Origin of the sequence: Streptomyces sp. CB01580 (genome assembly GCF_001905795.1) — a bacterium.
Taxonomy (GTDB): Bacteria; Actinomycetota; Actinomycetes; order Streptomycetales; family Streptomycetaceae; genus Streptomyces.
Window position 1 is genome coordinate 41,836 of sequence record NZ_LIXJ01000003.1, and the last position, 25,052, is coordinate 66,887.

Consider the following 25,052-nt stretch of genomic DNA (forward strand, 5'->3'; position numbering starts at 1 on the left):
AATGGTCACGGCGGGCAACGTCACTCCGGGCAGAGGGTCTTGCGCAGCGCAGCGTTCAACGCCTTGCCCTGCTCGTCCGTGAGCGGCCGGGAATCGTTCCCGAACCGCTGAGCCGCAGCCCAGCCCGGCTTCTTGCTGCCCTTCAGCGAGGCGCACTGGTTCCGCCCGGCATCGATGGCCTTTTGCTCGTCCACCACGAGTTGCGGGTCCACTGCCGCGATGGCGTCTAGGTACGCGTCGCGGGCGTCGCCGGTCGGCTCGGGCGGGATGCCCGCGGCCTTCTCGGCCGCAGCGTGGTCGACGGTCTTCGTCGGCACTGGCGCGGGCTTATTCACGTCCGCCTCGCCGGTCGAGCATGCGGTGAGCGCGAGCAGCGCGGCAGCGGTGGTGGCGAGCAGGGCGGCGGGGCGTCTCATGTGCACTCTCCGTACTTGGGTCTGTGCCAGTGAGACAAGTGAGTTCCGTGAAGGGTTGTGCGGGAAGCGCGAAGACCCGCTGTGGTGGGGCGGGTCCGTGTTTGTCCGGGCATGCCGGGTGTGCCGCCCTTTCTGGCTGATCTGGTGCGTGGGTGCAAGCGCGGCAAGGTCCCGGTGCGGGCGATGGGTGGCTGGCCTGGGCGGTTTGGCTTGAGTGGTGGGCGACGGCATGTCGATCTGCACCGGTGCATCCCCGTGATGCGCGGCCTGTCATCGGACAGGCCGTATCCGTGATTCCCGCCAGTTCCGAGGGCGGATTCAAGGTTTCCCGAAGGTTTCTTCAAGGTCGGTCGACCATGGTGGGGCAGCGTTAGGCCACTCAACTGCTCGTGCAACCTCACAGTGAATGGAGTTTGACGTGCCCATAAAGAGAGCCTTCGGTGCGCTCGGAGCGGCGACCGTTTTGAGCCTCAGCGCGCTATTGCTCACCGCGCCGGCAGCTCAAGCCGACAGTGGCAGAGGCTGTACCAAACTCACTGACAAGAGCGGCGGAACCGCAGAGGTATGCAAGACCTGGACCGCGACCGATAACGGCTACTACAAGGGAACCTGGTCGATCGGCGTCATGACGTCCTACACCTACGTGGAGCTCTCTAAGGATAAGGCCGTGTCGCAGGCCATTGGATCCAGTGGTTCCTACCCCCGCCTGAAGGAGTTCTGGATGCGTGCGTGCAGCAGTCTTGGGACTGGGTGCAGCGCCTGGTGGTAGATGAAGGCGGGTACAGCTTCGCCGCCATTGGTGAAGCGTGCGCCCGGCGTTGGAGGAGAACGCGAGGGTGAAGGCGACGGCGGGCGAGGGCTCGGCGGCGTCGCAGCTCGCCGACAGCTTGCCCTCTTATGCCCGCCGTCGGATTGGTCACGGTACGCGAACCGGCAAGGCTTGTGTAGCGCTTGGTCCAGGTGAGGTCCCGCCCTCCAAATCAGTGGGCGGGGTCTCGGTCCGTAGCGGCGTCGAGTCAGGAGCTTGGGTGGGACGGCTTCTGCGGTACGGGCGGGGTCCGACATAGCGCCCTGTCTGACACGGTGGGGCGCGGTGTCGGTCGGGTTGGGGCTACGGCGTGGGCTGTCGGACGGGGTAGGGGCCGGGGATGCGGCGGCCGACGCGGGGGATGGCGGGCCGGTCGGACTTGGCGTCATACGGCCTGGTCACGGCGGGTGCGCCGGTCGGACGCGGGGCAAGTTGGTAGGCGATCAGGAGGGGCGTTTCGCCCTCGGGGGCGGTGCCGTGTGCCCATGCGGTGCGGTAGATGTCGGCAAGCTGTCCGACGGCGGCGCGGACGGCTCCGGCGAAGTCGGCGCCGGTGGCCATGATGACGGCGAGGTCGTCGGACAGGGTGGCGTCTACGCGGATGCTGGGGCGTGATCCAGGCTTCGGCGGGGTGGTCTTCTGGGTAGGCTTGGCGGTGCTCATGGTGGGGGTTGCTCCCGTCTGAGTAGTCGGCCCGCCCGGTGGTGACGTCACCGTGTGCGGGCCGCATCTGTGTGTGGCTACTGGTCGCTGGGGCGCGTGCGCCGGATCCGATAGACGTAGGACTCGGTCACGCCGAGATCTTCGGCGGTCTGGGCGGCGGTGACGCCGTGGTCCGCGTCCTGGTAGATGAGCCGGGGGGTGATGGCTGCGGCGGCCTCGGCGGCGAGGCGTAGCGCGCGCACCTCGCTGGTGTCGAGACGGTCGGCGAGGTGGTCGAGCAGGGCTGTGCGGGCGTCGGCGTCGTCAGCGGTGGCGGCCCACTCGTCGGCGATGGCGCGCACGGTCTCGAACGGGTCGCGGCCCTCGTCGGGGTTGCCCCCGGCCGCGATGATTTCGGCGCGGCGTTCCTGCTCGTACTCGTTCAGCATCGTGAGCATCTGCTCGGCGAGGCGCTGCCCGGCCGGGGTGGGTTCGAGGCGGGCTGGCTTTCGCATGGCGCGGCGGATGCTGCGCTGCTCCTCGGCCTGGTCCTGCTGCTCGTCGCTCATCTCTGGTGTCTCCTGTGGTAGGGGCCTGCCCCGGGCGGGGCGGGCCGCGCTGGTCATGCGAATAGGGCGCCCTGTTCGCGGTCGAGGGGGAACAGCGCGGGCGCGGCGGCCGTGGCGTGCTCGCCGATCCACTCGCCCCGCCACGTGCCCTCGGTGGCCTCGGCCTCCGTGACCGGGGTGGCGTAGCGGGCCTCTTCTTCCGCGGCGGCGAGGTCGGCGGCGAGTGTTGTAGTTGTGCGGCCGGCGCGGTCGAGCCATGTACGGGCGGCGCGGGTCTCGGCCGTGGTGTGAAGGGCTCGGTTGATCAGGGTCGCCTCGGCGAACGCGCTGATGTATCGGAGTGCGGCGGTCGACACAGGCGTGATCACGAGGGTTCGGCCGCGTCCGCGGTGTCCGGCGTCGAGGGCGGCGCGGATGTCGGGTGCGGCTGGGTCTGCGGCAGCGGGGCCGTTGGTGAGGTCGGCGGCGGCGAGGTGGTCGGCGAGTGCGCCGGGGATGGTGACCTGCATGGGGGTGCTCCCGTGGTCGGTGTGGTGCCGGGTGACGTCCGGCACACACGACTGTACCAAGTTCTGAACCAAGTTAACGGGAGTGGCATGGTTACCAACCCTGCTCACTACTCGCTAAGTTGGATCGGTCTTCACCTCTGCTTGGGGGGAGGGGCCGCGCCGTTCAACCGACGGCGCGGCCCCCCAAATCAGGGAGGAGGAGATATGGCCGACCAGTCGTCGACCAAGAGGTCAAAGTTCTTGCGTGAGATGGCTGCGCGCGTGGCTGTCGCATTGAGCGTTCGCGCTCTATGGGCAGTCATCGTGGAACTGTTTCGCGGTGATCTTTGACGATCGCTGTGTAGCGATACCGCGGCGGATGGGTGTACCCCCCTTCCCACCCGCCGCGATTCAGCGCGTGGCCTCCAGCGCGCTCCACAGCCCGATTAGGTCGGCGCCCTTCCACTTCCTGCGGTGGCGCTCATCGAGCGGGGTAGGCGCTGTGCATTCGCCACCGGTCGAGCAGGTCACTTCGGGTTCGCCGCCGGGCCCCGTAAAGCCGACCAGTTGCCCGCCGCACCACGGGCATGGATCGTCGAGCGTTGTCCTCCGCCCGTCCCTGCCGAGGGCCCGCTCGACCGTACTGCGCGCGCGGGCGGCCGTCGCCGCGACGTGGTCGAGCAGCAGCGGCGGTATCGGCGTGAACAGGTCGCCGTACTCCTCGCCGAGAGCCCGCCCTTCCAGCCACACGGCGGCCCAATGCAGTCCGTACGCGCGGCTACCGGGCGAGGTGGCGGCTTGGTACTGCCACCGGGCTGGGTTCTGCCGGTCGGCGACGTCCTCACGTATGACGGTGCGCGGGGGTATCGAGCGCAGCGCGACGCGCGTCCGGCGTACGGGGCGCTGCACCTGCTCGGCGACCTGATCGGCGAGGGCGAATAGTTCACGCTCGACATCGAGGGCGGCGTCGAGGGCGGTGAGGTTCACGGGGGCAGGGTGCTCGCGGAGGATGAGCGGCGGGCGGCCGACGCCCGGCTCGGCCTGGTCGGGGTCGTCGGCGGCGGGCTGGTCGAGGAACCCGCGGCACTCGCGCGGCGGCCACTCGGTGGCTGGCGGGCGGGCGATGGCGGCGAGCAGATCGCCCCACTGCTCGCGCACGGCGGTGAGGTCGGCGGCGGCCTGGCAGCGGGTGAGGTAGTCGGCGGCGTCGGGGCGTATGGCGGTCGGGGTGTGCATGGGGTGCTGCTCCTGGTGGTGCGGGCCGCCCCGTGGCGGGCGGGGCGGCCGGGCGATCACTGGCATTCGGGGCCGGGGCGGGTGACCTGGTGGATGTGGAACCGGTTGCGGCACTCGATCGGCTGCGGCTCCGGGGTGTTGAGGTGGGTGGTCTGCTCAGCGAGGAATGCACGGATGCGGGTGGCACGGTCCTGGCGCTGCGCCTCGGCGGTCCGGTACGCGCGCAGCTGCTCGCGCGCGTCGGCGGCGTCCTGCTCGGCCTCGCGGATCGCGTCGTGTGCGGCGGCCAGCTGGGCGATGAAGCGCTCGATGCGGCGTTGCTGCCCGTTGATGGTGCGCCGCAGATCGTCGGACTCTCGTAGCTCGGCCTCGACGTGAGCGCGAAGGAGGGGGCGTTCGGTGTCGGTGAGTACGCCGCGGTCGGACCGTGAGAGGAGGTGGGCCAGCACCTCGCGGCGCTGCTCGCGCTCGGCGGCGCGGCGGCGCCGGTAGGCCATGGTGCGGCGGGCCATCAGACACGCTCCCACGTCGTCGTGGCCTTCTCGATGTGACCAGTGGCGCTCCCGCCACTGCATGCCATGCGGTTGGTCCAGAACGTGACGCGGGCGCGGGCGGCGGCGGGCTTGGCGTACGGGCCTTCGTGCTCGGTCCACTGCTGCCCGTTGCGGTTGGTGAACTGGATGACGGCGCGGTAGACGTCGCCGTTGCGGTCGGCTCCGATGTTGCGTGCCATGGGGTGTGCTCCGGGGTGGTGGGGGCGCCGCGCGGGTGGCGGCGCCCCGGGGTGGTCAGTGCTGCGGGGTGTGGCAGTGCCCGGTGTGGCAGCGGGTTTCGCCGCTGCTGACGAGGTGGACGTGGTGGCCGTCGGCGGCGAGGCGGTCGGCCTCGGCGCGGGTGGCGTTGGTGCGGCCGTACCGGCGGGGCGAGGCGGAGTTCATCGGCCGGCCTGCTTGATGACGACGATCAGGTTGTCGGCTACGTCGGCGTGGTCGTCGAGGTCGCCCGCTTCGTCGCGGTACTGGTCGAGGGCGGTCTCAATACGGGTGGTGAGGGTGTCGTCCGACACGGGGTCGGGGCCGTCGTCGGCGTCGCTCACGGCGGTGAGCAGCTGCTTGACGGTGATGGTGTGGTAGCCGGGGCGGCCGTTGCACAGCTGCTCAACGGCGTTAAGGCGGCGGGCGTACCGGCGGGCGGTGTCCTCGGGGCGCTCGGTGCCGTCAACGGGCTGCTCCAGCTCGGGCACGGCGTGTTCGGCGCGCGCCTCCCAGGACAACCCGGCCAGCTGCTCGTTGGTCACGTAGTGGTCGCCGAGGCGGCGCAGCAGCTTGACGGCGTCGCCGCGGCCCGGGTCGCATTCGTAGTCCTGGGGCAGGGCCTCGATGGCGTCGGCCCCGGCGAGCAGCGCGGCGGACCGGAGCAGCGGGGAAGCGGCCGTCAGCACGGCGTCGGCAAGCGACTCGTACGGGGCCATGAACGTGGTGCTCGGGTGGTCCTTCACGGCCTGGATCGCTGCGGCGCGGGCGGCGTCCTGGTCGGCGTCCTCGTCGGGGAGGTTGGCGGCGACGTGGCCGAGCAGCGCGTCGAGACCGGCCGGGCGGCCGAGTGCGCGGTGCATGCTGTCGGCGGCCTGAGCCGCGGTGGGCAGCGTTGCGGCGTTGCGGGCGGCGTTCTCGGCGGCCTCAGCAGCGGTCAACCCCGGGGCGGCGGTCGGCTGGTGCTTGGCGGGCGGGGTGTCGTTCACGAGGGGTCCTCTCGGGTTGTGGTGCGCGGGGTGCTCGCGCGCGCGGTTGGGGCCGCGTCCGGACGTCGGCCGGTCGTCAGAACGGGGGTTCGTCGCTGTAGCCCTGCTGCTGGGCCCAGGGGTCGTGGGCGGGCTGCTGGGCGCCGTATCCGCCGTTGCTGGGCTGCTGCTGACGCTGCGCCGGGCCCTGGTTGCCGTTGGTCTTGGTCACGGCGGCGGTGGCGTTCTTCAGCGACGGGCCGACCTCGTCGACGTCCAGCTCGTAGACGGTGCGCTTGACGCCTTCGCGGTCCTCGTAGGAGCGCTGCTTGAGTCGGCCTTGGGCGATGACGCGCATGCCGCGGGTGAGGGATTCGGTGGCGTTCTCGGCGGCTTGGCGCCAGACGGAGCAGGTGAGGAACAGGGCGTCGCCGTCCTTCCACTCGTTGGTCTGCCGGTCGAAGGTGCGCGGGGTGGATGCGATGCGGAATTTGGCGACCGCTGCGCCGGACGGGGTGAAGCGAAGTTCGGGGTCGTCGACGAGGTTGCCGACGACGGTGATGACGGTTTCGCCTGCCATGGGTTACGCGGCCTGCCTTTCGGTGGTGTGGGTGGGGTGGAGCTGGGTGACGGTGGCTTGGGTGGTGGGGCGTCGGCGGCATGCGCGGCAGCGGCGCCATCCGGCCGGGGTGATGTACGTGTTCGCGGTGTCGTAGGCGTGGCCGCGGGGGCAGTGCGTGGCGCGTGCGGCGCGGGCGGTGGGGCCGTCGGACCGAAGCGTGTTGGTGCGGTGCGTGACGGGCTCCATGTGGCCGGGGTTCACGCAGTTCCGGCGGCGGCAGAGGTGGTCCAGTTCGAGGCCGGCCGGGACGGGCCCGACCAGCTGCTCGTACGACCAGCGGTGCGCACCAACGACGGTGGCGCCGTCGCGGAATCCGCCGTATCCGCGGTTGTTGGTGCCTGCGGTCCAGATCCAGCAGCGGCCGGGGGCCTGGCGGCGGAGGGAGAGCGGGCCGTCGAGGGCGACTTTCGACCAGTAGCGCCATGGGGCGGTGGGACGGGGGCGGGCCATGGGGTCCTTCCTGATCCGTTCTCTCCCGAGAAACGAACAGATTCGTTTCTTGGGAGAAATCTAGCATGCGCGAAAACGCTCGGGTTGCCCTATTCGGTCGGCGGCATCTTCTTGCTGGCCTGGTACTTCCGCAGCTCGGCAAGCAGGATGGCGCGGCGGCGGGCAGCTTCGAGCGGGTGCGTGGGCTCGGCGACCTCGGTCGGATCGTGGCGGCGGGGGCGGGCCTGGCCGAAAGTGCCGTCGGGGATCGTTTCGGCGGTGAGCGGGTCGACGTAGATCCTCATGCGGCGGTCTCCTGTGCGGTGCGGGCGGCGTCGATGCGGCCGGGGTGGAAGTCGGTGCGGGGGCGTCCCGCGGTCTGGCAGCGCTGTCCGGCGGGGGCACGGCAGGCTCCCCAGGGGCAGGGGACGGTGTACGGGTCGGGTTGTCCGGCAACGACCAGGCGGCGGCGCTCGGCGGCGACGGGCCGGTATTCGGCGAGGCGGGGCCTGTATCCGCCGAACTGGGCGAGGCGGTCGGCGTCGGCTTGTTCGCGTTCAGCGCGGGTGCCGGTGGGGAGTGCTGTGCGGGTCTGGGCGGGGGCCTGGCCGGTCTCGATGGCGTGGCGTGTGGTCACCAGGGCGGCGCGGTAGGCGGCTTCGTCGTCGGGGTCGACGTTGGGGGTGGGGTCGACGTGGCGGGACAGGATGTCGCGGCGGAACGCGTGCCACGGGCGGCTGATGTCGGACGGCTGGATGCGGTAGGGCGACGTGGCGATGTGCTGGCGGACGGCCCATGCGGCGTTCCAGTCGCGGCCCTCGGGGTGCGGGGCGGTCGCGGGCACGTCGGCCAGTAGGTCGCACCACTGGGCAAGGCGTTCGTCGGCCTCGGCGTCGGTGGCGACGGTGAGGCGCGGGTCGAGGCGGACGGCATAGGCGATCAGGGCGGTGATCTCGCGGGGGTTCACTGTTGGGCCTCCAGGCGTTCGAGGGCGGCGGCGAGGTGGTCGGCGGACTGGGCGGCGCGGCCCTTGCGGGGGGCGTTGGGGTCGAGGGGGATGACGTCGGCGCCGGGAGCGGGGCGGCGGAGTTCGGACAAAGCGAACTGGAGCGTGCCCCCCGTGACGGGCTTCGAGGTCTGGCCGAGGCGGTCGAGGGCGGCGGCGAGCGTCTGCGGGTCGAGGCCGTTGCCGAGGGCGTCGGTGATCGCGCGGCGGATCGTGTGCCGCGACTGCGCGGTGCCACGGCCGTAGCGGGCCCACCAGTCGGTGAGGAGTGCGGCGGCGGGCTCCTGCTCCCCCTGGGGGGTAAGGGGGTTAGTACCTCCTACGGAGGTACTACGGGGCGGGTCGGGTCGGGGGGACCGTGACGGGTCCGCACCGTCACGCTGTGACTGGTGCCTCTGACCTGCGGTTTCATCGAAAAACGCGCCCGCGTTCGCGTCGCTTTCAGAATTTTCGGCCGTCGAATCGTCGTCGTTTCGCGGCGCGTTCGCGGACGATTCCCGCTGCTTTCGCTCCTCGGCCGCGCGCTCGCGGGCCCGGCGCTGCCGCTCGGCGGCGCCCGTCTTTCGGGCCTGCTCCTTCTCCTTGGTCGGGTTGTACTCCAAGAAGTCGTGCATCACGTAGTCGCCCGCGGGCGGCTGCGCGCACCGGGGGCAGGTGTGGCCGTGCTCGTGCCACAGGCCGGCCGCAACCAGCTTTCGGGCCTGCGGCGTGGTGCCGTAGAGCTGGGCGACAACGCCGGGCACGACACCTTCCGTGAGGTGCTGGGCGGCGTAGGACCCGGCGCGGAGCCACAGGCCGAGGGCGGCGTTCGTGGCCTTGATCACCTTCGGGTGCATGTGCGCGGTGTCGTCGACCTTGAACCAGGTCAAGGGGTGCTCCTGTCGGGTGGTGCGCCCGGGGCGAGGGGCGAACGGCCAGCCTCGCCCCGGGGCGATACGGGGCTACTGCGGGGCGGTGAGGGCGGCGGCGAACTGGCGGAGGAGATTGGCACGTTCGGCGGCGCGGCCGACGCAGGCGGGGCACCACTCCAGACCGGGCGGCGGCACGGCGGGCATCGGGTCGAGGATCACGGGGTCGCTGTCGCGGTGGGCCCACCCGGACGTGTTGCACTCGCCGGACCGGCCGGGGAACTTGCCGTCCTCGCGCATGATGTGGAGGCGGCGGACCTGGGCGGCGCGGCGGCCGGAACGGGCACTGTAGCCGCGGTAGAACGCCCTCACGGCTGCTCCTGGGTGTAGTAGGGGCGAGTGATGGCGGGCTGGTGCTGGTTGCACCGGGGCCCGCACGGGTACGGGCGGGTCGGGAGCGCGTGACACGGGGGGTTGCCGTGCTCGCATGGGCGCGGCGGCCGGGCAGCGGTGGTCACCGCAGTCCCCCCGCGCGAGCCTTGGCGTCTGCCAGGGCCTCGGCCTCATCCAGCTCGGCATCGGTGATGTGGGCCCCGGCCTTCTTCAGCTCCCACAGCAGATCCGGGACGGTGAGGTGGTAATCGCTGGTGGCGACGCGGGCGATGGTGCGGCGGGTGGTGTCGAGCAGCTGCTCGACGGCGACCAGGCGCGCGGCCAGGGCGAGGAGTTCGGCGGCGAGGATGCGGGCCTTGGCGGCGTCGGTGTACCCGTGGCGGGCGGTCCCGGCCGCGGCGGCCACGGTGTCCGTGACCAGCATGACGGCGGCGGGGGCGGTGGTGCCGAGCTGGGCGGCGAGGGCGGCCCGCTGGTTGGCGGTCAGCAGAGTGAGCATGGTGGTGGGGTCCTTCCGGGGCCGCCCCCGGCACGGCGGCCGGGAGCGGGTCACAACGCGACTACGCGGCGGTCTGGGTGAGTTCGAGCGGGGCCGGGGCCTCGATGGCGCGGTCAAGGTCGATCCGGCCCGCCTCGATCGCCTGGGCAACCAACTCGCGGCCGTCGAGCGGCTTCGACTTGCTGCGGCGCGTAAAGAGCCACCGCCAGTAGCGGCGCCTGGTCGGCTTGATTGCGACGCCGGGCACGTCGTGGATCAGCCCGGTGCCCGGGTCGGCGTACTGGGCGGTCCCGGCCGCGTCGACGGCGGCGAGGACCTGGGCGACGAACGCCTCGTCGAGCTTGATCTCGGTCCGGGCCGGGATGATCCGGTAGTCCCAGTGATCGGGGTACGTGTCGCGGACCCATGCGGCGAACGCGTCGCGGTCGGTGACCTGGGCGGTGGCCTCGCCGCCGACGCGGGTCACGGTGCCGAACGTCGTCGTGTTGTCGTCGAGCGTCACGTCGGCCTTGGTCGACTTGGCGGCCTTGTACTGCTGATCGAGCAGGTACTCGGCGCGCGTGTTGACCGTTTCGAACAGGGCTGCGGCGTGGTCCAGCTGCGCTTTCATGGCCAGGCGCTGACGGAGTACGGCAGCGAGGTAGGCCGGGTCGGGCGGGGTGGCCTTCTGCTCGACGGCCTGCTCGGTGGCGGGCTGCTCGGTGGTCTGCGCGGTCACTGCGCACCCCCAGCGGCGGCTTCGATCTTCTTCCGGAACTGGTCGAGCTGGGCGGCCGGGGCCTGGTCGATCGGCAGGCCGTAGACGCGCTCAAAGTCGGCGTCGAGGGTGGGGAGGTTGGCGCGGCTGGCGGCGAGACGGAGCGCTTGCTCCGCCTCAGCGGCGGCGGCCTCCGGGCCGGTGGCCGGGGCCGACGGCGGGGCGGTCCGCTCGCCCTGCTGCCCCTGCTGGGCGGCCTTCTGCTTCTGCGCGAGGACCGCATCGAGCCGGTCGAGGTAGTCGGCCGGCGCGCCCGCCTTGGCGGCGGCGGCCCGAACCTTGTCGAACTCGGCGCGGCTGGCGGCGGCTTGCGCGGCGGCGAGGTAGTCGGGCCGCTGCTGGCGCTGCTCCTGCTGCGGCTGCTGTTCCCACGGGCCGGGCTCGGCGCGGCTGCTGCGGCGCGGCTGCTGCCCGCGCTGCTGGCGCTGCTGGGCGCGCTGCTGGCGGCGCTCCTGTACTTCCGCGCGGTGCTCCGGCGACGGCTCCGGGTGGTCCCGGTCCCCGTCGTCGATGCTGCGGCCGTCCACCGGCAGCATGAACAGCGTGAACAACAGGTACTTGAGCGCGGCGGACTGCGCCTTGTTGGTGGCCTTGTCGGCGAAGTCGAACGCCTCGCCCGGCACTTCGGCGACCAGGCAGTCACCAGCGGGCCCGTAGACGCTGTAGCGCATCGTGATGACGGTGCGGGTCATCTTCCCGTCGCGCTGCTGTGCGTGGTCGGCGATCGTCGGCAGGATGAAAACACCGTGCTTTCGCATCGGCCCCGCCATCGCGCTCATGACATCGTCGATGCCGCGGAACTTGTAGTTCTGCTGCTCGTTGCGCTGGTTCTTACCAACGGGCATCGCGTCGCGCATGACGGCGGCGATCGCGGTGAACACGCGCGGCGCGTCGGCGGGGGCCCCGGCGGGGGCAGGCTGGTAGATCGGGGCCGCGACCGGCGCCGACGGACGCGGCGCGGTCGTGTGGAGCGGGAGAGCGGTGACGGTCACGGGCGGGGGCCTTTCGGGGTGTGGCGGATGTGTCCGGCGAGGCGGGTGATGCGCCCGGCAAGGGTGATCGCGGCGTCCGGCGAGAGGTGCGGGTCGGTCTGGCACTCGGTCGGCAGCTCGTCGAGCAGCAGCTCGCGGGTGGCGTCGGCCCCGGCCGCGCGGATCGACCGCTCGTAGTCCGGCATGGCGTCGTCGGTCACGGCCTGGTCCAGGCGCCGCACCGACTCGGCGTGCGCCCGCAGCAACGTGCCGAGCAGCGACGGGTTCTCCGTGTACGCGGTCGCGAGGTCGTCGAGCAGCGGGGCGAGCAACTGATCGCGGGTCGGGAGGCGGACGGCGGTGCCGTCGGCGGTGAGCGTCGGGCGCAGCATCAGTGCAGCTCCTCGGGCAGGGACGGAGCGTCGAGAACCAGGGCGCCCGTCGCCACGTCGTAGGCGTACGGCTGGGCCCAGTCGGCGGGGTACGCCGCGGCGAGCAGTTGGTGAGCGGCGCGGCGGGCGGCGAGGTCGGCGCGGAGCGCCAGGCCGAGCGCGTCGAGCAGCACGACGGCCGTCGACATGCGAACGGTGCCGGTCCCGTCCGTCCACACCGGGACGGTGCGCACCGTGTGTACGCCGGGCGCGATCTGGTCGAGCTGTCGCCGGATCACCGCGGTACGGACGATGTGACGGCGGCCGGCCTGCCCGCCACGGATGGCGAGGGCGGCGCGCGGTGCGCGGCGGCGGGTAGTCTGCTGGTTCACGATTCGTGCTCCATTCACGGGTCGTGGGGGCCGTCCGGGTCGTGACCGGGCGGCCCTTTTGCGTGTCAGGCGGCGGTCTGGGCGGGCGCCACGGGGGCGTGGTGGCGAGGCTGCTGCCGTTCGAGGCGGCGCAAGATCAGCTCCACATCGGCCGGGAGCCGTCCGGCGGCGCGGTCGGCGTCGCGGCGGGCGCGGGCGCGGTCCAGGGCGGCGCGGGCATTGGCGAACGCGACCTCGCGCGGAATCACGCCGGTCATGCGGCGGTCCGTTCGATCAGCTGCGGGAGGTCGACGCCGTACACGCGAAGTACGGCGGCGGCGGTGCGGGTCGACGGCTCGACGCGGCCGTTCCACAGGCGCCATGCGGTGGAGCGGCTGACACCGAGCTTGGCGCCCATCACCTCGTAGTGCTCATCCCCGAGGCTGCGGACGGCAGCGATCAGCGTTCGGCGGTCGTACATGCTCGATTCCTCTCTCAGGTGGAATCAATTGATTTCATGAGAGAAACGTAGCACGACTCTTCGGACTCGTGGGGTCACTCGTGACGGACCCCCGTCATTCCGCCGCATCCGGACGCTCACCCCTCAACGGCGTTGACATGGGGCGACGAAAGGGGGACGATCGGTGCTTATCGATCACATGTTCGAGTAAATTCGTACACCGGATGGGGCTTGGGGCGCTTTCTGGTCACGCCGCAGCCGCTTGTAGCGTGCAGATTTCACGCGCGATACCGTTTCATCCATGAAACGAAACGGACCCAAGGAGTTCGCCGCATGGCTGCGGACTCAGCTCACGCAGCGCGGATACGACCTCAGTACGCGAGGAGGAGGCCAGAAAGCCTTTGCTGAGAGGTCAGGCATCAGCCGCTCAACGATCAGCCGCATGCTGTCGGGCGACATCGCGTCCACTGACATCCGGGTCCTTACCGCCATCGCCGATGCGCTCGGCCTCCCCCTCACCACTGTCTTCGTCGCCGCAGGCACCCTCAGCGCCGACGAAGTGGCCGGCGTGCAGTCGCCCACCGGACACCTGACCGCCGACCAAGCCGCCGACCAGCTTGGGCTTCCCGCAGACCCGCAAACTCGGGCCGTCTTCAAGAACCTTGTAGAGACGCTCCGACCAAAACCCGGCAACGACGCCGGATAGCACCAGGAGGTATCTCATGCGCCGCGCCACCACCATCCCGGCCGCCATCGCAGTCATGGCCGGACTCACCGTCGGCGCACACATCCTGATCCTGCACCGTGCACACCAATGGGCAACGCCCGCGGCTGGCCAGCTCGCTGACGCGCACGCTGCCGGATACCGGATGGCACTCGACCACGTATCGCGCGGACTCTTCACCGCGCCAATGGAGGAACCGTGACAATACCCGCCACGTTCCAGGGCTCGCCGACCGGGGAGGACGGCGAGCCCTGGCTCGGCTATATCCGAGTGAGCACGTGGAAAGAAGAGAAGATCAGCCCGGAGCTGCAACGCTCCGCGATCGAAGCATGGGCCGCTCGTACCGGCCGCCGCATCATCGACTGGGTTATCGACCTCGACATGACCGGCCGGAACTTCAAACGGAAGATCATGGGCGCGATCGAGCGCGTCGAGACTGGCGAAGCGCGCGGCGTGGCCGTGTGGCGCTACTCGCGCTTCGGCCGCAACAGAACCGGCAACGCGGTCAATCTCGCCAGGCTCGAAGCAGCGGGAGGACAACTCGAATCGGCAACCGAGCCTGTCGACGCTTCTACCGCCATTGGCGAGTTCCAACGCGAAATGATCTTCGCCTTCGGCAACTTTGAGTCCAACCGTGCCTCGGAGCAATGGCGGGAGACTCACGACCACCGACGTGACACCCTCAAACTTCCCGCCACCGGGCGCGGACGCTTCGGGTACATCTGGCACCGCCGATGGGACGCGCGAACAGAGACCCTACAGAAGGAACGGTACGAACTCAGCGGCGACGACGGAGCGGCCGAAGCACTGTACGAGGCGTACGAACGCAAGGTCGGCGGCGACGCATTCGCCACCGTGGCCGGATGGCTCAACGCTGCCGGATATCGAACCGTGCGCGGCCACCTCTGGGACGACAGCGCCCTACGCAAGTACATGGACTCGGGATTTGCGGCCGGCCTACTTCGAGTCCACGACAGAACCTGTAAGTGCGGTGCCCTGTGGAAGTGCCCCAACTACACCTTCCGGCCCGGCGCACAGCCGTCCATCTTCGCCGAAGGTGACGACCTGTGGGACCGATACCTCAAACATCGTGAGCAGACCAGAGCCATTGCGCCACGCGCGCGAATCGCCACGTACACGCACAGCGGGCTCATGAGGCACGGCGACTGCCGACAGGGTATGGGGGCCTCACAGGGTGTCAGCCCGAAGCGCGGGAAGATAAACGGCTACAGCTACCGGTGCAGCTACTACATTCGCACCGGTGGCGCTGGGTGCAAGGGTGGGCAGATCCCCCGCGAGCGAGTCGAGAACGAGACGCGTAAATGGCTCGCGGACGCGGTGGCTGAAGGAGTCGACGCCGCAGAACCGGCCATCCCCCGGCAGCGGCGCGACGTAGCGAAGGAGCGGGCCCGCGCGGCCCGTGAGCGGGCCCGCCTGCAAGAGGAGTTGGTGAAGCTCCAGGACGGTTTGGCGCGGCTTCAGGCCGACCGGGCCGTGAACCCGGACGACTACCCGCCCGGTGTCTACGAGGCGGCTCGCGACCGCATCAAGACCCGGCGCGAGACGGTCGAGCAGCTGCTCGCCAAAACCGCCGCCATCGAGGCCACGCCCGACGTCTCTGACTACGAACCGCTGATTGTCGGACTGCTGGATGAATGGGACACGATCAACCCTGGTGAGCGCAGCGGCATACTGCGGCAGTTGCTACGGCGTGTGGCCGTCTACCGGGTAGAGCGCGAGGGATACGCGCGGGCCACGAGCCGGATCGAGTTTCACCCGGTGTGGGAGCCGGACCCGTGGGCCGATCAAGCGTCATCCGACAGTGCTACAGAGGATTAGTCGAGAAGGAGGGCGCTGGCTGTGAGGGCGGTGGCCGGCATGGGGCGGCTCCAGGGCGCGGGGAGGTGGTGACGCGGGGTGGAGAAACAAGCAGCCTCGCCCGCCGGTCAGGGGGTGGCGGGCGGAGGCTACTTTGTTCCATCACGATACAAAAACCGGCGCGGGAACGCCAATCGTGTCCGGGACAGACCGGAGTCGCGGGCAGGGGTAGGGGGAGGGGCGAGGTGAAGGAGGGGGCGGGGAAGGGGCCAGGGGTTCAGGAGCGGCCGCGGCCCGAGGTTTCCGCCTCCAGGGCGCGGCGCGTGTGGGGTCCGTACACGCCGGGCGGGTCACCCTGGATGAACTTGTACGACTGATAGACGCTCACGGCGTGCTCGACCGTCGCCGTGTAGTCGCCGTCGTCCTGCCCGTGGAACAGCCAGATCTCTTCCAGTCGTCTCTGCAACTCGGCCACCGCCGGTCCCTGGTCGCCGGGGCGCAGTGTGGGCCCGGTCAGCGACGCGGGCGGTGCGGCCGAGGTCGGGCGGCTCGTCTGCGGTGCCGTCGCCGACGGCGAGACGGTGTCCGGCGGTGTGGTCGTGGCGGATGCGGATGTGGAGGGGGATGGGGAAGTGCCCGTCGAGGAGGACGCGGACGGCGATGTGGAGGCGTACCCGGACGAAGGGGGCGACGCGGAGGCCGAAGCGGACTCCTTCGCCGTCGCGCTCGCTTCGGGGGTGCTGAGCGGCAGGTCGGGCAGGGCCATTTCCCGGTCGGCGGGCCTGTCGTCGCTCGATTCGAAGAGGCCGCTCGCGAACACGGCGGTGCCCACCACGGCGAGCGCCGCCGCTCCTGCGGCGAACGCGGCGAGAGGGCTGCGGCGACGTGGCCGATCGGACGCGCCGGCGGGCGCGGTGGCGGATGCCCGGGGTATGAGGACCGTGGCGTCGTCGACCGGATCTGTGACGGTCTGCGGCGGCGGACTGCCGAACTGCGCGGGATCGCCGAACTGTCCCGGGCCGCCTGGACGCCCCGAACCATCGCGATGCCCCGGACCGCCGACCTGCGCCGGGCCGCCCGGTTGTCCCGGGCCTGCCGGGCCGCCGGGACTTGTCACGCCGCCGGGGCCTGGCGGGCCGAGGAGGAGCGGCATGGTCGTGTCCGCGTCCTCGGCGGGGTGGTCGTGTGGCCGCCCGGGGTGCGGGAGCCGAGCGTCTTCGGCCTCCGGTGCCACGTCGCCCCGCAGCTTGACGTACGGCCGGACGCGCAGCGGATCGAAGTCCTCCGCGGCCGCGACCTCCACCCTGTCGGCCGCCGACCGCTCGGCCCGTCGCCGCTCGGCGGCCTCCTGCCCCTCGCCGGGCCGTCGTGCGGCGCCTCCCCCGCATGCGCAGACCGGGCCGGTGCCCAGGCCGCCGTTCCCGCCCGGAACCCCGCCTTCGCTCGTTGGCGTGAACATGCGCATACCGCACTCCGGGCACATATGTCCGGTCATGGTGGACCCCTCCCCTTTGAACTGCCTGCGATTATGCAGCCCGGCACCGGAACGCCCAATGTCGTCCGAAACGCGGTCAACCGGTGCGCGTCCGCTCGGTTCCCGGAGGGCTCGGCAGGCCATAACCACATGAAACGTCCAGGATGGGGATGTAGCGGACCCGAGGAGACGTTTCCATGGCGCAGCACCCGAGCCCCCCGGAGCCGGAGCCGCAACGGACGGCGGCAGAGGAACCGGAACGCACGACGGGAGAGGAACCGGAACGACGGACGGCGGCACGGCAGTCCGAACCAGGACCGGAACCGGAAACCGAACCAGGACCGGAACCGGAAACCGGACCGGGACCGGAAACCGGACCGGGACCGGAACCGGAATCGGAGACCGGACCGGAACCGGAAACCGGACCGGGACCGGCTCCCGGTGAGGACCGCTCCACCCGGTCGGCCCTGGTGGCCATCGGGGCGCTGCTCCTCGGCATGCTGCTGGCCGCGCTCGACCAGACCATCGTCTCCACCGCGCTGCCGACCATCGTCAGCGATCTCGGCGGTCTGGAACACCTCTCCTGGGTGGTGACCGCCTACCTGCTGGCATCGACCGCCGTGACCCCGCTCTGGGGCAAACTCGGTGACCAGTACGGTCGCAAGAAGCTGTTCCAGGCCGCCATCGTCATCTTTCTCATCGGCTCCGCGCTCTGCGGGATCGCCCAGGACATGCCGCAGTTGATCGGCTTCCGGGCTCTTCAGGGCCTCGGCGGCGGCGGTCTCATGGTGCTCTCGATGGCGATCGTCGGCGATCTCGTGCCGCCCCGCGAACGGGGCAAGTACCAGGGTCTGTTCGGCGCGGTCTTCGGGACGACGAGTGTCCTCGGACCGCTGCTCGGCGGCTTCTTCACCGAGCATCTCAGCTGGCGCTGGGTCTTCTACGTCAACCTGCCGATCGGTGTGGTCGCGCTCCTCGTGATCGCCGCCGTGCTGCGCATCCCGGTCCACCGTACGAAGCACACCATCGACTACCTCGGTACGTTCCTCATCGCCTCCGTCGCCACCTGCCTGGTCCTCGTCGCCTCGCTCGGCGGCACCACTTGGGCCTGGGGCTCGGCACAGGTCGTCGCGCTCTCCGTCCTGAGCGTGCTGCTGGTGGTGGCCTTCGTCCACGTGGAACGCCGCGCCACCGAACCCGTCATCCCGTTGACGTTGTTCCGGGGCAGGACCTTCACCCTCGTCGCCGTCATCAGCTTCGTCGTCGGTTTCGCGATGTTCGGCGCGATGACCTATCTGCCGACCTTCCTCCAGGTGGTGCACCACATCACGCCGACCATGTCCGGGGTGCACATGCTGCCCATGGTGCTGGGGCTGCTGCTCACCTCCACCGCCTCCGGGCAGATCGTCAGCCGTACCGGCCGCTGGAAGGTCTTCCCGATCGCGGGCACCGGCGTCACCGCGATCGGACTGCTGCTCCTGCACCGGCTGACCGAGACCAGCGGCACCTGGCTGATGAGTGTCTACTTCTTCGTGTTCGGCGCCGGCCTCGGCCTGGTGGTGCAGGTCCTGGTGCTGGCCGTGCAGAACGCCGTCACGTACCGGGACCTCGGCGTCGCCACGTCCGGGGCCACGTTCTTCCGATCCATCGGCGCCTCGTTCGGCGTCGCCGTCTTCGGCACGATCTTCACGAACCGGCTCACCGACGAGCTGGCCGCAGCGCTCGCCGGGCACTCCCTGCCGCCCGGCGCCAGTGCCGGACGGCTGGCCGCCGACCCGCGCGCCATCGGCCAACTGCCGCCCGTGCTGCGGACACAGGTGCTCCACGCGTACGCGACGTCGATCACCGATGTGTTCCTGTACGCGGCCCCGATCGTCCTGATCGCCTTCGTCTTCGCCTGGTTTCTCAGGGAGGACCGCTTGCGCGGCTCGGTGACCGCCCCGGAACCCAGCGAGACACTGGCGACCAACCCGGTCGAGCGCTCCTCGTACGACGAATGCGCCCGCGCCCTGTCGGTACTCGCCACCCGCCAGGGGCGTCGCGAGATCTACGAGAAGATCACCCGGCAGGCGGGGTACGACCTGCTGCCCGCGGCGAGCTGGATGCTGTTGCGGATCAGGCGTCACGGCACGGTCGAACCGGCCGTGCTCGCCGACACCACCCCCGTGCCGCTGCGCGTGGTCGGTGACGCGTCGCGGCAACTGGAGGAGCGCGGCCTGGTCCGGCGCGAGGGCGTGCAGCTGACGCTCACCGACGCCGGGGCGGAGGCGGTCGCGAGGCTCGCGGAGGCCCGGGAGCGGATGATGGCCGAGTGGCTGGGGGACTGGTGGGGCCCGGAACGGCCCACGGACCTCGTCAGGCTGGTGGCGGAGCTGACCGCGGAGACGAGTGGATCCCGCAGGCAACGGCCGCGCGGCCCGGAGCCGCGCCGCGACCACACGGCCGGTCCGGTCGGCCGCCCCGCGGACACGTCCTGAGTGCCCGTCCCTCGGAGTCGGACAACCCCTGGCCGGAGTCGGACAACCCCTGGCCGGAATCGGAGCACCCTCGACCGGAGGCGGAGCGCCCGGCTCCGGAGGCGGCTACCCGACCGTCTTGGCGAACCAGTGTTCCGCGTACAGCCCCTGGTTGAACGCCGGGACCTCCCGGTACCCGTGCTTGGCGTACAGTCCTCGCGCCTCGACCAGGTCGTGGCGGGTGTCCAGCCGGATCGTGCGCATGCCGAAGGCACGCGCCGCGTGCTCGGCGGCGGCCAGGAGCAGCCCGCCGCCGCCCGTGCCGCGGTACTCGGGGCGCACGAACACCCGGGTCAGCTCCGCGATCCCCGCGTCCGCGTCCGCCACCAGCAGGCCGACGCAGGCCGCGGCCCTCCCCTCGAACCGGCCGACGACGAACTGTCCGGTCGGTGGCACCAGCCGGACGGCCCCGTCGTCGGTGAGCCCCGCGTCGATCTCCTCGGCGGTCGCGGGCCGTCCCCAGTACCGGCCCGCGACCTCGCCGTAGTAGTCGCGACGCAGCACAGACGCGTCCGGGGAGTCGACAGGTTCGTGGGCCATGGTCCAGGTCATGCCGGTCATTGTGGCCGGGGCACGAACGCGAGATCGAACGGATTGATCCGCTCGATCGGCGCACGTACGAGAACGTATGGCGATGGGCGGGAGGCGGATGGGGATGGGCGGGGCGAACGGGCCCCGGACGGGCGGGGCCCACGGCGGTCCGCTCAGCACGTCGGTGTGACCGAGGCCGTGACCGGCGCCGTGGGTGTCCCCGGCCGCTTCCGGCGCCGCCCCCTCCACACCAGCGCGACGACGATCAGCAGCGCGGCTCCCAGGACCGACAGCAACCAGGCCGGGATCCCGCCCACGGTCAGCAGCTCGTCCCGGTACACCAGGGTCCGGTACGGGGTGTCGGTGTCGGCCGCCCTCAGCTCGTGATCGCCGTCGATCCGCTCCGGACGCGGGAACCACTGCTCGATCGCGGTGACGAACACGGGCTTGCCGCCGGTCATCGCCGACAGCGCCTCGGCCCCGTCCCGTGCCGAACCTCCCTGCGTCGCTGCGTCCTGCGCCGTCCCGTCGAGGCCGGGATCGATCCGGCCCGCGTACGTCACGCGCGGCGCGGCACCGCCGATCGCGTCGCGCGGCTCCATGCGGTGCGCCGCCAGGACGTACAGGGCGAGCCGCTGCGGGGTCGAGGCGAGCTGCGACAGCCGCATGGGGTAGACCGGCCGCTCGCTGGCGAAGCGCAGCCGCAGCGGATCCAGGTCGCCACGCAGCGGGTCGTTCCCGTCCCGTGGGGCGAGGCGGATCGCGACGTACTCCCACTTCTGGTCGACGTAGGGCTTCAGCGCCGTCGCCAGGCGGTCGGGCAGCTCGAAGCCGTTGTCGTCCAGCCAGTCCCGGAGTGCCTCCGGGTCGGTCGCGGCCAGTCGTGCCACGTCGAAGGGGCCGAGCCGCTCGCGGCCGACGACCTGTACCGGCGGGGCGGCGGCCGACGGGCGGCCCGCCCCGTCCGCGATGCTTCCCGGGCCGGTGAACGGCCAGTCGCGGGAGCGCGGCCAGAAGTAGTGCCGGGACGTCGGTACGGGCGCGGTGAGGGTGTCCAGCTCGGAGAAGAGCGACGGATCACCGAGCTCCACGTCGGCCCGGTGCGGCACCGGCATGATCCAGGCCGCCTCCGGCGCGTTGCCACGGACCGTGAGGCGCATGACGATCTCTTCCTCACGGCCGTCCCAGGCCACCACCGACGTCTCCCGGTCGACGGCGACCTCGGTCGCCCTGCTCGGGACCATCGCCCCGCAGCCGCACGCGTACGCCGGGCTGATCAGCGATCCCAGCTGCGTCGACACCAGCAGCAATGCCAGGGACAGCGCGCGCACCACCCACGCCCGGCCCAGCCATCCACGCCCCATCCGTCTTCCTCCCCCGTGATCAACGAACCGTGATCGACGAACAAGGGGGAGGACGTGGGAGCGACGGGCCCGGTTCCGGGTTCCGACACCGCCGACCACCGACGGGCGACGGCCGGTGACCGACGGCCGGTGACCGACAGCCGGTGACCGACAGCCGGTGACCGACAGCCGGTGACCGACAGCCGGTGACCGACAGCCGGTGACCGACAGCCGGTGACCGACAGCCGGTGACCGACGGCTGGTCATCGACGGCCGAGGGGTCCGTCACCGGTCACCGTGCTCAGGTCTCGTCGCGAGCGGTGACTCGGTCATCCTTTCGGAAAAAGGCCGGATGACAGCCAGGCAACGAGGGGGTTGATTGGGTCTTCCTCATGGTGCAATGCGAAGGTTTCACGGCGCGCCCATGTCGAGGGACGGGCGCGAGAACGGCGGGAGGGTCGGCGCAGCGTGGCGAATGCGGAACACAGTGTGCGCTCGGATGCGGCGACCGGGACGGGGACAGGCGCTGTCCGGGTCCTGCTCTGGCTGGTCGTGGCCGCGTTGGCGGTGCGGCAGGTGGCGGCGGTGCTGCGGCGTCCGCCGGGCGAGCGGCTCGCCGATCTGGAGACCTGGATAGGCGACAACGGCGTCCTGCACGTGACGGGCTCGCTCTACGACAGTGACCGGTTCACCGGCACCCCGTTCGCCGGGCTGGTCCTGAAGCCGCTGACCCGGGCGGCGGAGCAGAGCCTGGGGGTCGTCTGGACCTTCGGCTCCCTGCTGCTCGTCGTCGCCCTGGGGGTCGTGGCGGCGCGTGCGCTGCCGGGCCCGGTCGCGCGCCGTACCTCGCTGCTGGCCGCGCCGGTGGCGATCAGCCTGCTGATGCTGTCCCTGCCGGTCCGTAACGCGTTCCACCTGGGGCAGACGAGCATCATCCCGGTGCTCCTGGTGCTGCTGGCCTGTTTCGCGGTCCGCGGGGAACGCGCCTCGGGCCTCCTGATCGGTGTCGCGGCCGCGCTCCAGCCGACCGTCCTGCTCTTCGCGGTCCTGCTCCTGTTCACCGGACGCCGGAGGGCGGCGGTGACCGGCGGGGTCACGTTCGCCGCCTGCACGGCGCTGGCCTGGGCGGCGATGCCGCACGACTCGTGGACGTACTGGGTTCACCATGTCGCGGGCGCCGGGCTCGGCGAGAACGCGGACAGTCTGGCCAACCAGTCGCTGCACGGCGCGCTGCTCAGGTTCGGCCTGACCGGTCCCCTGGAGATCGCGCTGTTCGTGGTGCTGGCGGCCGTCGTCTGCTGGTTCGGGCTGCGCCGCGCCGTACGGTACGCGCACGACGGACAGCTGCTGCTGGCCGTCGCCGTGACCGGCTGTGTCGCCGTCGCGGTCTCGCCGACCGCCTGGCAGCACCAGCTGCTGTGGGTGCTGCTCGCGGTCGTCGGCCGGGTCGGCAAACGGGCCTCCGACCGGCTGATGTGGCCGACGGTCGTGGTGCTCGTGCTCACGCTGCCCGCGAAGATGCTGCTGCCGAACATGGCGGTGGTCGTCCCCGTGCGTGACAACGTGCTGCTGATCACGGCGCTCGGCGCGGCCTGCGCCGTGCCGTTCCTGCCGCGCACCTCGCCCTACTGGCGCGACCCGGTCCCCACCGACCACGCGGCCCCGGTCGCCGCCCGCTGGAGCCGGATCCCGCTCCTGCCGTTCTGGCGCCGGGTGCTCAGCCGCCCCAACCTGCTGCTGGAACTGCTCCTGATCCGGGTCGTGTACTCCGCGTACTCGCAGGTCAGGCTGGCCGCCACGGCAGGCCGCGACACGGCCGAACGCCACGGCACGCAGGTCCACTCCCTCGAACAGTGGCTGCACATCGACATCGAGCACTGGGCCAACCACGCCGTCGTCGAGATCGACTGGCTGCGGGACTTCTTCGACTTCTACTACACGTCGTTCCACTTCATCGTGCCGCTGACGATCCTCGGAGTGCTGTACGTGCGGCGCCCCGCGGACTACCGCTGGGTCCGCAGTTCCATCGGCTTCACCACGGTTCTCGCGCTGGTCGGCTTCTGGCTCTACCCGCTTGCGCCGCCCCGGCTGATGCCGGGACTCGGCTTCATCGACACCGTCCACGGCGTCCAGGACTTCGCGAAGCCGGACTACGGGTCGCTGACCTCGGTGACGAACCAGTACGCGGCGATGCCCTCGCTGCACTTCGGGTGGTCGCTCTGGTGCGGTGTGGTCATCGTGATGCTGGCCCCGAAGCCGTGGATGAAGGCGCTGGGGCTGCTGCATCCGCTGTTCACGGTCTCCGCGATCGTCGCCACGGCCAACCACTGGGTGCTGGACGCGGTGGGCGGTGCGGCCGTCGTCGCGCTGGGTTTCGGCCTCACCTACGCGCTGTCCGGGCCCCGGAAGCTGCGGGCACCGGCCGTACCGGCCGCGGCGAAACCGCTGGACGACCTGGTGGACGGGGCACCGCCGGGACAGGTCGGCGACGCGGTGGGCGGCAGTCACGGCCAGGGCGTGTTTCGAAAGTAGCGTCGTCCGCCCGAAGGGCGGGGCCCGACACCACCTCCACCGGATGGCCGACGGGGCTCTGCCGCGGCGGCTCGTCCTGCGGAGTCCATCGAGATGTCCAGGTCGATCCCACCCGCCGCGTCGGCCCGTGCCGAGCGTCCCCGGTACGGAGGCGTCGAGCTCCCGCCGTACGGGAGGTGCCGAAGGGGTGCCGGGACGAACACATCGTCCCGGCACCCCTTCGGCCTGGATCGCCGCTCGACCAGCATCCGCCCATCGGCTCCGGTCCGCCACTCGAACGGCTCAGGCAGCCGTGCCCAGGGCCCACACGACGAGCGACAGCGTGGCCATCGACACCACCGTCGAGGCCACCACGAAATCACGCGCCTGCCGGGTGTCCAGGCCGTACTGCTGGGCGTAGACGAAGACGTTCTGAGCGGTCGGCAGCGCGGAACAGACCACCACCGCGAGCAGTTGAGGGTCCGACAGCCGCAGCAGCGGGCCGCCGACGCCGTACGCGATCAGCGGCTGGACCAGCGTCTTGAGGACGACCACCACGGCGACCTCCGCGCGCGCCGTGCCTTCCGTACGCCGTGCCGGCCCGTCATGCCGTGCCGGCCCGTCATGCCGTGCGAACCCGTCATGCCGTGTGAACCCGTCATGCCGTGCGGGGTCCCTGCGCCGCGCGAGCCATGTGCACCGTACGAGCCCGGTGCGCCCTGTTCGGGGCGCCGGCTGACCGTTTCTCGCCCTTCCCGGTAGGTGAGCCCCGGCGGACGGGCGGCCGTTCAGGGACAGACCGAGCGCGATCAGGGCCGTCGGCACGGCGGCGCCGCCCAGCAGATCGCAGGAGGCGGCGAGGGCGTGCGGCAGTCGCAGCCCGAGCGCGGAGACGACGACCCCCAGGAACGAGGCCATGATGATGGGGTTGCGAGCGGGCAGAGTGAGGGCCCGTCGGATCGCGGCCCCCGGTCCGGCCCGCCTCCCGGTCGCCGTGCCCGCTCCGACCCCGCCCCTCGTCCTGGCATCGAGCAGCGTGAGGACCACGGGAGTGACCAGCAGCACCTGGAACAGAATGACCTGTGCGACGAACGAGGCGTCGCCGAGCACTTGGACCGCGACCGGTATGCCGAGGTTGGCCGAGTTGACGTAGCCGGAGGCCATGCCGCCGATCGCCCGGTCCGCCGCTCCCCGTCCGAAGAGGCGGCCCGCCACCACGTGACCGAGACCGCAGGTCAACGCCGTACCTGCGGCGAAGGCCGACATCGAGGGATGGGCGAACGCGTCCGGGCGTGCCCTGGACACCATGGTGAACAGGGCGGCGGGCATGGCCACGTGGAAGACGAACCGGCCGAGGACGTCCTCCGCCCGCTCGCCGAGGAGGCCGCCGCGCCCGACCGCGTATCCGACGGCGGTGAGCGCCCAGATGGGGGTGAAGGCGGAGAGCAGGGCGTGCATGCCCGCCATGATCCTCGTGACATCGTGCGCGTCCCGCACGGGGGTTCGGGCGGGGCGGCCGGCCCCCGGAG

Annotated in this window: 32 protein-coding genes; 6 read left to right on the forward strand and 26 right to left on the reverse strand. The window is 71.2% G+C overall.

Annotated elements, in window-relative coordinates:
- Window positions 1–20 precede the first annotated feature (20 nt).
- Window positions 21–416, reverse strand: coding sequence for a DUF732 domain-containing protein (locus tag AMK22_RS05235; RefSeq protein WP_073782065.1), 396 nt, complete (start codon window positions 414–416; stop codon window positions 21–23).
- Window positions 417–822: 406 nt separating this feature from the next.
- On the opposite strand from AMK22_RS05235, the gene AMK22_RS39080 reads away from it, so the two are divergent.
- A complete protein-coding gene (locus tag AMK22_RS39080) occupies window positions 823–1,185 on the forward strand; it encodes a hypothetical protein (RefSeq protein WP_143203520.1) in 363 nt (120 codons plus the stop codon).
- Window positions 1,186–1,527: 342 nt separating this feature from the next.
- Here the strand turns inward: AMK22_RS39080 and AMK22_RS05240 are convergent, their stop codons facing one another.
- The 21 genes from AMK22_RS05240 to AMK22_RS05335 all read right to left on the reverse strand — a co-directional run bounded on the left by AMK22_RS05240 (window position 1,528) and on the right by AMK22_RS05335 (window position 12,627).
- The gene (locus tag AMK22_RS05240; RefSeq protein ID WP_073782066.1) at window positions 1,528–1,887 is read right to left on the reverse strand and encodes a hypothetical protein; all 360 of its coding nucleotides are present in this window, start codon (window positions 1,885–1,887) and stop codon (window positions 1,528–1,530) included.
- Between the two features lie 77 nt (window positions 1,888–1,964).
- A complete protein-coding gene (locus tag AMK22_RS05245) occupies window positions 1,965–2,435 on the reverse strand; it encodes a hypothetical protein (RefSeq protein ID WP_073782067.1) in 471 nt (156 codons plus the stop codon).
- 53 nt (window positions 2,436–2,488) lie between these two features.
- Window positions 2,489–2,989, reverse strand: coding sequence for a hypothetical protein (locus AMK22_RS05250; protein ID WP_073782068.1), 501 nt, complete (start codon window positions 2,987–2,989; stop codon window positions 2,489–2,491).
- Window positions 2,990–3,334: 345 nt separating this feature from the next.
- The gene (locus AMK22_RS05255) at window positions 3,335–4,159 is read right to left on the reverse strand and encodes a hypothetical protein (protein ID WP_073782069.1); all 825 of its coding nucleotides are present in this window, start codon (window positions 4,157–4,159) and stop codon (window positions 3,335–3,337) included.
- 56 nt (window positions 4,160–4,215) lie between these two features.
- Window positions 4,216–4,671, reverse strand: coding sequence for a hypothetical protein (locus tag AMK22_RS05260; protein WP_073782070.1), 456 nt, complete (start codon window positions 4,669–4,671; stop codon window positions 4,216–4,218).
- Window positions 4,671–4,892: a hypothetical protein gene (locus tag AMK22_RS05265; protein ID WP_073782071.1), complete on the reverse strand. Its 222-nt coding sequence runs from the start codon at window positions 4,890–4,892 to the stop codon at window positions 4,671–4,673. Before AMK22_RS05265 ends, AMK22_RS05260 begins: the two co-directional genes overlap by 1 nt.
- Before the next feature lie 55 nt (window positions 4,893–4,947).
- Window positions 4,948–5,097, reverse strand: a complete 150-nt coding sequence (locus AMK22_RS39405) for a hypothetical protein (RefSeq protein WP_158072024.1) — start codon at window positions 5,095–5,097, stop codon at window positions 4,948–4,950.
- Window positions 5,094–5,900: a hypothetical protein gene (locus AMK22_RS05270; RefSeq protein WP_073782072.1), complete on the reverse strand. Its 807-nt coding sequence runs from the start codon at window positions 5,898–5,900 to the stop codon at window positions 5,094–5,096. Before AMK22_RS05270 ends, AMK22_RS39405 begins: the two co-directional genes overlap by 4 nt.
- 76 nt (window positions 5,901–5,976) lie before the next feature.
- Entirely contained in the window at window positions 5,977–6,459 is a 483-nt protein-coding gene (locus AMK22_RS05275; RefSeq protein WP_073782073.1) for a single-stranded DNA-binding protein, read from the reverse strand.
- Between the two features lie 3 nt (window positions 6,460–6,462).
- A complete protein-coding gene (locus AMK22_RS05280; protein ID WP_073782074.1) occupies window positions 6,463–6,951 on the reverse strand; it encodes an HNH endonuclease signature motif containing protein in 489 nt (162 codons plus the stop codon).
- Window positions 6,952–7,040: 89 nt separating this feature from the next.
- Window positions 7,041–7,235, reverse strand: a complete 195-nt coding sequence (locus AMK22_RS05285; protein WP_073782075.1) for a hypothetical protein — start codon at window positions 7,233–7,235, stop codon at window positions 7,041–7,043.
- Complete coding sequence (locus tag AMK22_RS05290; RefSeq protein WP_073782076.1) at window positions 7,232–7,897, reverse strand: zinc finger domain-containing protein; 666 nt, start codon at window positions 7,895–7,897, stop codon at window positions 7,232–7,234. Before AMK22_RS05290 ends, AMK22_RS05285 begins: the two co-directional genes overlap by 4 nt.
- Window positions 7,894–8,805 carry a hypothetical protein gene (locus AMK22_RS05295; RefSeq protein ID WP_073782077.1) on the reverse strand — a complete coding sequence of 304 codons (912 nt, stop codon included), beginning with the start codon at window positions 8,803–8,805 and terminating at the stop codon, window positions 7,894–7,896. Before AMK22_RS05295 ends, AMK22_RS05290 begins: the two co-directional genes overlap by 4 nt.
- 72 nt (window positions 8,806–8,877) lie before the next feature.
- Entirely contained in the window at window positions 8,878–9,156 is a 279-nt protein-coding gene (locus AMK22_RS05300; RefSeq protein WP_073782078.1) for a hypothetical protein, read from the reverse strand.
- Between the two features lie 142 nt (window positions 9,157–9,298).
- Entirely contained in the window at window positions 9,299–9,676 is a 378-nt protein-coding gene (locus AMK22_RS41725) for a hypothetical protein (RefSeq protein WP_073782079.1), read from the reverse strand.
- Window positions 9,677–9,737: 61 nt separating this feature from the next.
- Window positions 9,738–10,394, reverse strand: a complete 657-nt coding sequence (locus AMK22_RS05310) for a hypothetical protein (RefSeq protein WP_073782080.1) — start codon at window positions 10,392–10,394, stop codon at window positions 9,738–9,740.
- Window positions 10,391–11,425 carry an ERF family protein gene (locus AMK22_RS05315; RefSeq protein ID WP_073782081.1) on the reverse strand — a complete coding sequence of 345 codons (1,035 nt, stop codon included), beginning with the start codon at window positions 11,423–11,425 and terminating at the stop codon, window positions 10,391–10,393. The genes AMK22_RS05310 and AMK22_RS05315 overlap by 4 nt, the downstream gene beginning before the upstream one ends.
- Entirely contained in the window at window positions 11,422–11,796 is a 375-nt protein-coding gene (locus AMK22_RS05320) for a hypothetical protein (RefSeq protein ID WP_073782082.1), read from the reverse strand. Before AMK22_RS05320 ends, AMK22_RS05315 begins: the two co-directional genes overlap by 4 nt.
- Complete coding sequence (locus AMK22_RS05325) at window positions 11,796–12,167, reverse strand: hypothetical protein (RefSeq protein ID WP_242433847.1); 372 nt, start codon at window positions 12,165–12,167, stop codon at window positions 11,796–11,798. The genes AMK22_RS05320 and AMK22_RS05325 overlap by 1 nt, the downstream gene beginning before the upstream one ends.
- Window positions 12,168–12,232: 65 nt before the next feature.
- Window positions 12,233–12,424 (reverse strand): hypothetical protein, encoded by a 192-nt coding sequence (locus AMK22_RS05330; RefSeq protein WP_073782083.1) that lies wholly within the window; start codon window positions 12,422–12,424, stop codon window positions 12,233–12,235.
- A complete protein-coding gene (locus AMK22_RS05335) occupies window positions 12,421–12,627 on the reverse strand; it encodes a helix-turn-helix domain-containing protein (RefSeq protein WP_073782084.1) in 207 nt (68 codons plus the stop codon). The genes AMK22_RS05330 and AMK22_RS05335 overlap by 4 nt, the downstream gene beginning before the upstream one ends.
- Window positions 12,628–12,907: 280 nt before the next feature.
- On the opposite strand from AMK22_RS05335, the gene AMK22_RS05340 reads away from it, so the two are divergent.
- From AMK22_RS05340 to AMK22_RS05350, 3 genes are read left to right on the forward strand one after another with little or no spacing between them, the layout of a single operon-like run.
- The gene (locus AMK22_RS05340; RefSeq protein WP_073782085.1) at window positions 12,908–13,312 is read left to right on the forward strand and encodes a helix-turn-helix domain-containing protein; all 405 of its coding nucleotides are present in this window, start codon (window positions 12,908–12,910) and stop codon (window positions 13,310–13,312) included.
- Window positions 13,313–13,328: 16 nt separating this feature from the next.
- A complete protein-coding gene (locus AMK22_RS05345) occupies window positions 13,329–13,532 on the forward strand; it encodes a hypothetical protein (RefSeq protein ID WP_073782086.1) in 204 nt (67 codons plus the stop codon).
- Window positions 13,529–15,169 carry a recombinase family protein gene (locus tag AMK22_RS05350; protein WP_073782087.1) on the forward strand — a complete coding sequence of 547 codons (1,641 nt, stop codon included), beginning with the start codon at window positions 13,529–13,531 and terminating at the stop codon, window positions 15,167–15,169. Before AMK22_RS05345 ends, AMK22_RS05350 begins: the two co-directional genes overlap by 4 nt.
- A 256-nt stretch (window positions 15,170–15,425) precedes the next feature.
- On the opposite strand, the gene AMK22_RS05355 is transcribed toward AMK22_RS05350, so the two are convergent.
- Window positions 15,426–16,607 carry a peptidoglycan-binding domain-containing protein gene (locus AMK22_RS05355; protein WP_242433848.1) on the reverse strand — a complete coding sequence of 394 codons (1,182 nt, stop codon included), beginning with the start codon at window positions 16,605–16,607 and terminating at the stop codon, window positions 15,426–15,428.
- A gap of 512 nt (window positions 16,608–17,119) precedes the next feature.
- Between AMK22_RS05355 and AMK22_RS05360 the strand changes: the two genes are divergently transcribed.
- Window positions 17,120–19,099 carry an MFS transporter gene (locus tag AMK22_RS05360; protein ID WP_107430491.1) on the forward strand — a complete coding sequence of 660 codons (1,980 nt, stop codon included), beginning with the start codon at window positions 17,120–17,122 and terminating at the stop codon, window positions 19,097–19,099.
- A gap of 105 nt (window positions 19,100–19,204) precedes the next feature.
- On the opposite strand, the gene AMK22_RS05365 is transcribed toward AMK22_RS05360, so the two are convergent.
- Both AMK22_RS05365 and AMK22_RS05370 read right to left on the reverse strand, forming a co-directional pair.
- Window positions 19,205–19,690 carry a GNAT family N-acetyltransferase gene (locus tag AMK22_RS05365; RefSeq protein WP_073782089.1) on the reverse strand — a complete coding sequence of 162 codons (486 nt, stop codon included), beginning with the start codon at window positions 19,688–19,690 and terminating at the stop codon, window positions 19,205–19,207.
- 152 nt (window positions 19,691–19,842) lie between these two features.
- Window positions 19,843–21,033, reverse strand: coding sequence for a DUF2330 domain-containing protein (locus tag AMK22_RS05370; RefSeq protein WP_073782090.1), 1,191 nt, complete (start codon window positions 21,031–21,033; stop codon window positions 19,843–19,845).
- Between the two features lie 468 nt (window positions 21,034–21,501).
- Here AMK22_RS05370 and AMK22_RS05375 point away from each other — a divergent pair, with 468 nt between their 5' ends.
- A complete protein-coding gene (locus AMK22_RS05375; RefSeq protein ID WP_242433849.1) occupies window positions 21,502–23,544 on the forward strand; it encodes a bifunctional glycosyltransferase 87/phosphatase PAP2 family protein in 2,043 nt (680 codons plus the stop codon).
- Window positions 23,545–23,826: 282 nt separating this feature from the next.
- On the opposite strand, the gene AMK22_RS40590 is transcribed toward AMK22_RS05375, so the two are convergent.
- Window positions 23,827–24,990: an AEC family transporter gene (locus AMK22_RS40590; RefSeq protein WP_242433850.1), complete on the reverse strand. Its 1,164-nt coding sequence runs from the start codon at window positions 24,988–24,990 to the stop codon at window positions 23,827–23,829.
- Window positions 24,991–25,052 lie beyond the last annotated feature (62 nt).

Excerpts from the sequence above, each read along its gene's own strand:
- AMK22_RS05235 (WP_073782065.1), bottom strand. The coding sequence starts at position 416 with ATGAGACGCCCCGCCGCCCTGCTCGCCACCACCGCTGCCGCGCTGCTC.
- AMK22_RS39080 (WP_143203520.1), top strand. The coding sequence starts at position 823 with ATGGAGTTTGACGTGCCCATAAAGAGAGCCTTCGGTGCGCTCGGAGCG.
- AMK22_RS05240 (WP_073782066.1), bottom strand. The coding sequence starts at position 1,887 with ATGAGCACCGCCAAGCCTACCCAGAAGACCACCCCGCCGAAGCCTGGA.
- AMK22_RS05245 (WP_073782067.1), bottom strand. The coding sequence starts at position 2,435 with ATGAGCGACGAGCAGCAGGACCAGGCCGAGGAGCAGCGCAGCATCCGC.
- AMK22_RS05255 (WP_073782069.1), bottom strand. The coding sequence starts at position 4,159 with ATGCACACCCCGACCGCCATACGCCCCGACGCCGCCGACTACCTCACC.
- AMK22_RS05260 (WP_073782070.1), bottom strand. The coding sequence starts at position 4,671 with ATGGCCCGCCGCACCATGGCCTACCGGCGCCGCCGCGCCGCCGAGCGC.
- AMK22_RS05265 (WP_073782071.1), bottom strand. The coding sequence starts at position 4,892 with ATGGCACGCAACATCGGAGCCGACCGCAACGGCGACGTCTACCGCGCC.
- AMK22_RS39405 (WP_158072024.1), bottom strand. The coding sequence starts at position 5,097 with ATGAACTCCGCCTCGCCCCGCCGGTACGGCCGCACCAACGCCACCCGC.
- AMK22_RS05275 (WP_073782073.1), bottom strand. The coding sequence starts at position 6,459 with ATGGCAGGCGAAACCGTCATCACCGTCGTCGGCAACCTCGTCGACGAC.
- AMK22_RS05280 (WP_073782074.1), bottom strand. The coding sequence starts at position 6,951 with ATGGCCCGCCCCCGTCCCACCGCCCCATGGCGCTACTGGTCGAAAGTC.
- AMK22_RS05285 (WP_073782075.1), bottom strand. The coding sequence starts at position 7,235 with ATGAGGATCTACGTCGACCCGCTCACCGCCGAAACGATCCCCGACGGC.
- AMK22_RS41725 (WP_073782079.1), bottom strand. The coding sequence starts at position 9,676 with ATGCTCACTCTGCTGACCGCCAACCAGCGGGCCGCCCTCGCCGCCCAG.
- AMK22_RS05320 (WP_073782082.1), bottom strand. The coding sequence starts at position 11,796 with ATGCTGCGCCCGACGCTCACCGCCGACGGCACCGCCGTCCGCCTCCCG.
- AMK22_RS05330 (WP_073782083.1), bottom strand. The coding sequence starts at position 12,424 with ATGACCGGCGTGATTCCGCGCGAGGTCGCGTTCGCCAATGCCCGCGCC.
- AMK22_RS05335 (WP_073782084.1), bottom strand. The coding sequence starts at position 12,627 with ATGTACGACCGCCGAACGCTGATCGCTGCCGTCCGCAGCCTCGGGGAT.
- AMK22_RS05340 (WP_073782085.1), top strand. The coding sequence starts at position 12,908 with ATGAAACGAAACGGACCCAAGGAGTTCGCCGCATGGCTGCGGACTCAG.
- AMK22_RS05345 (WP_073782086.1), top strand. The coding sequence starts at position 13,329 with ATGCGCCGCGCCACCACCATCCCGGCCGCCATCGCAGTCATGGCCGGA.
- AMK22_RS05355 (WP_242433848.1), bottom strand. The coding sequence starts at position 16,607 with ATGTTCACGCCAACGAGCGAAGGCGGGGTTCCGGGCGGGAACGGCGGC.
- AMK22_RS05360 (WP_107430491.1), top strand. The coding sequence starts at position 17,120 with ATGCTGCTGGCCGCGCTCGACCAGACCATCGTCTCCACCGCGCTGCCG.
- AMK22_RS05365 (WP_073782089.1), bottom strand. The coding sequence starts at position 19,690 with ATGACCTGGACCATGGCCCACGAACCTGTCGACTCCCCGGACGCGTCT.
- AMK22_RS05370 (WP_073782090.1), bottom strand. The coding sequence starts at position 21,033 with ATGGGGCGTGGATGGCTGGGCCGGGCGTGGGTGGTGCGCGCGCTGTCC.
- AMK22_RS40590 (WP_242433850.1), bottom strand. The coding sequence starts at position 24,990 with ATGGCGGGCATGCACGCCCTGCTCTCCGCCTTCACCCCCATCTGGGCG.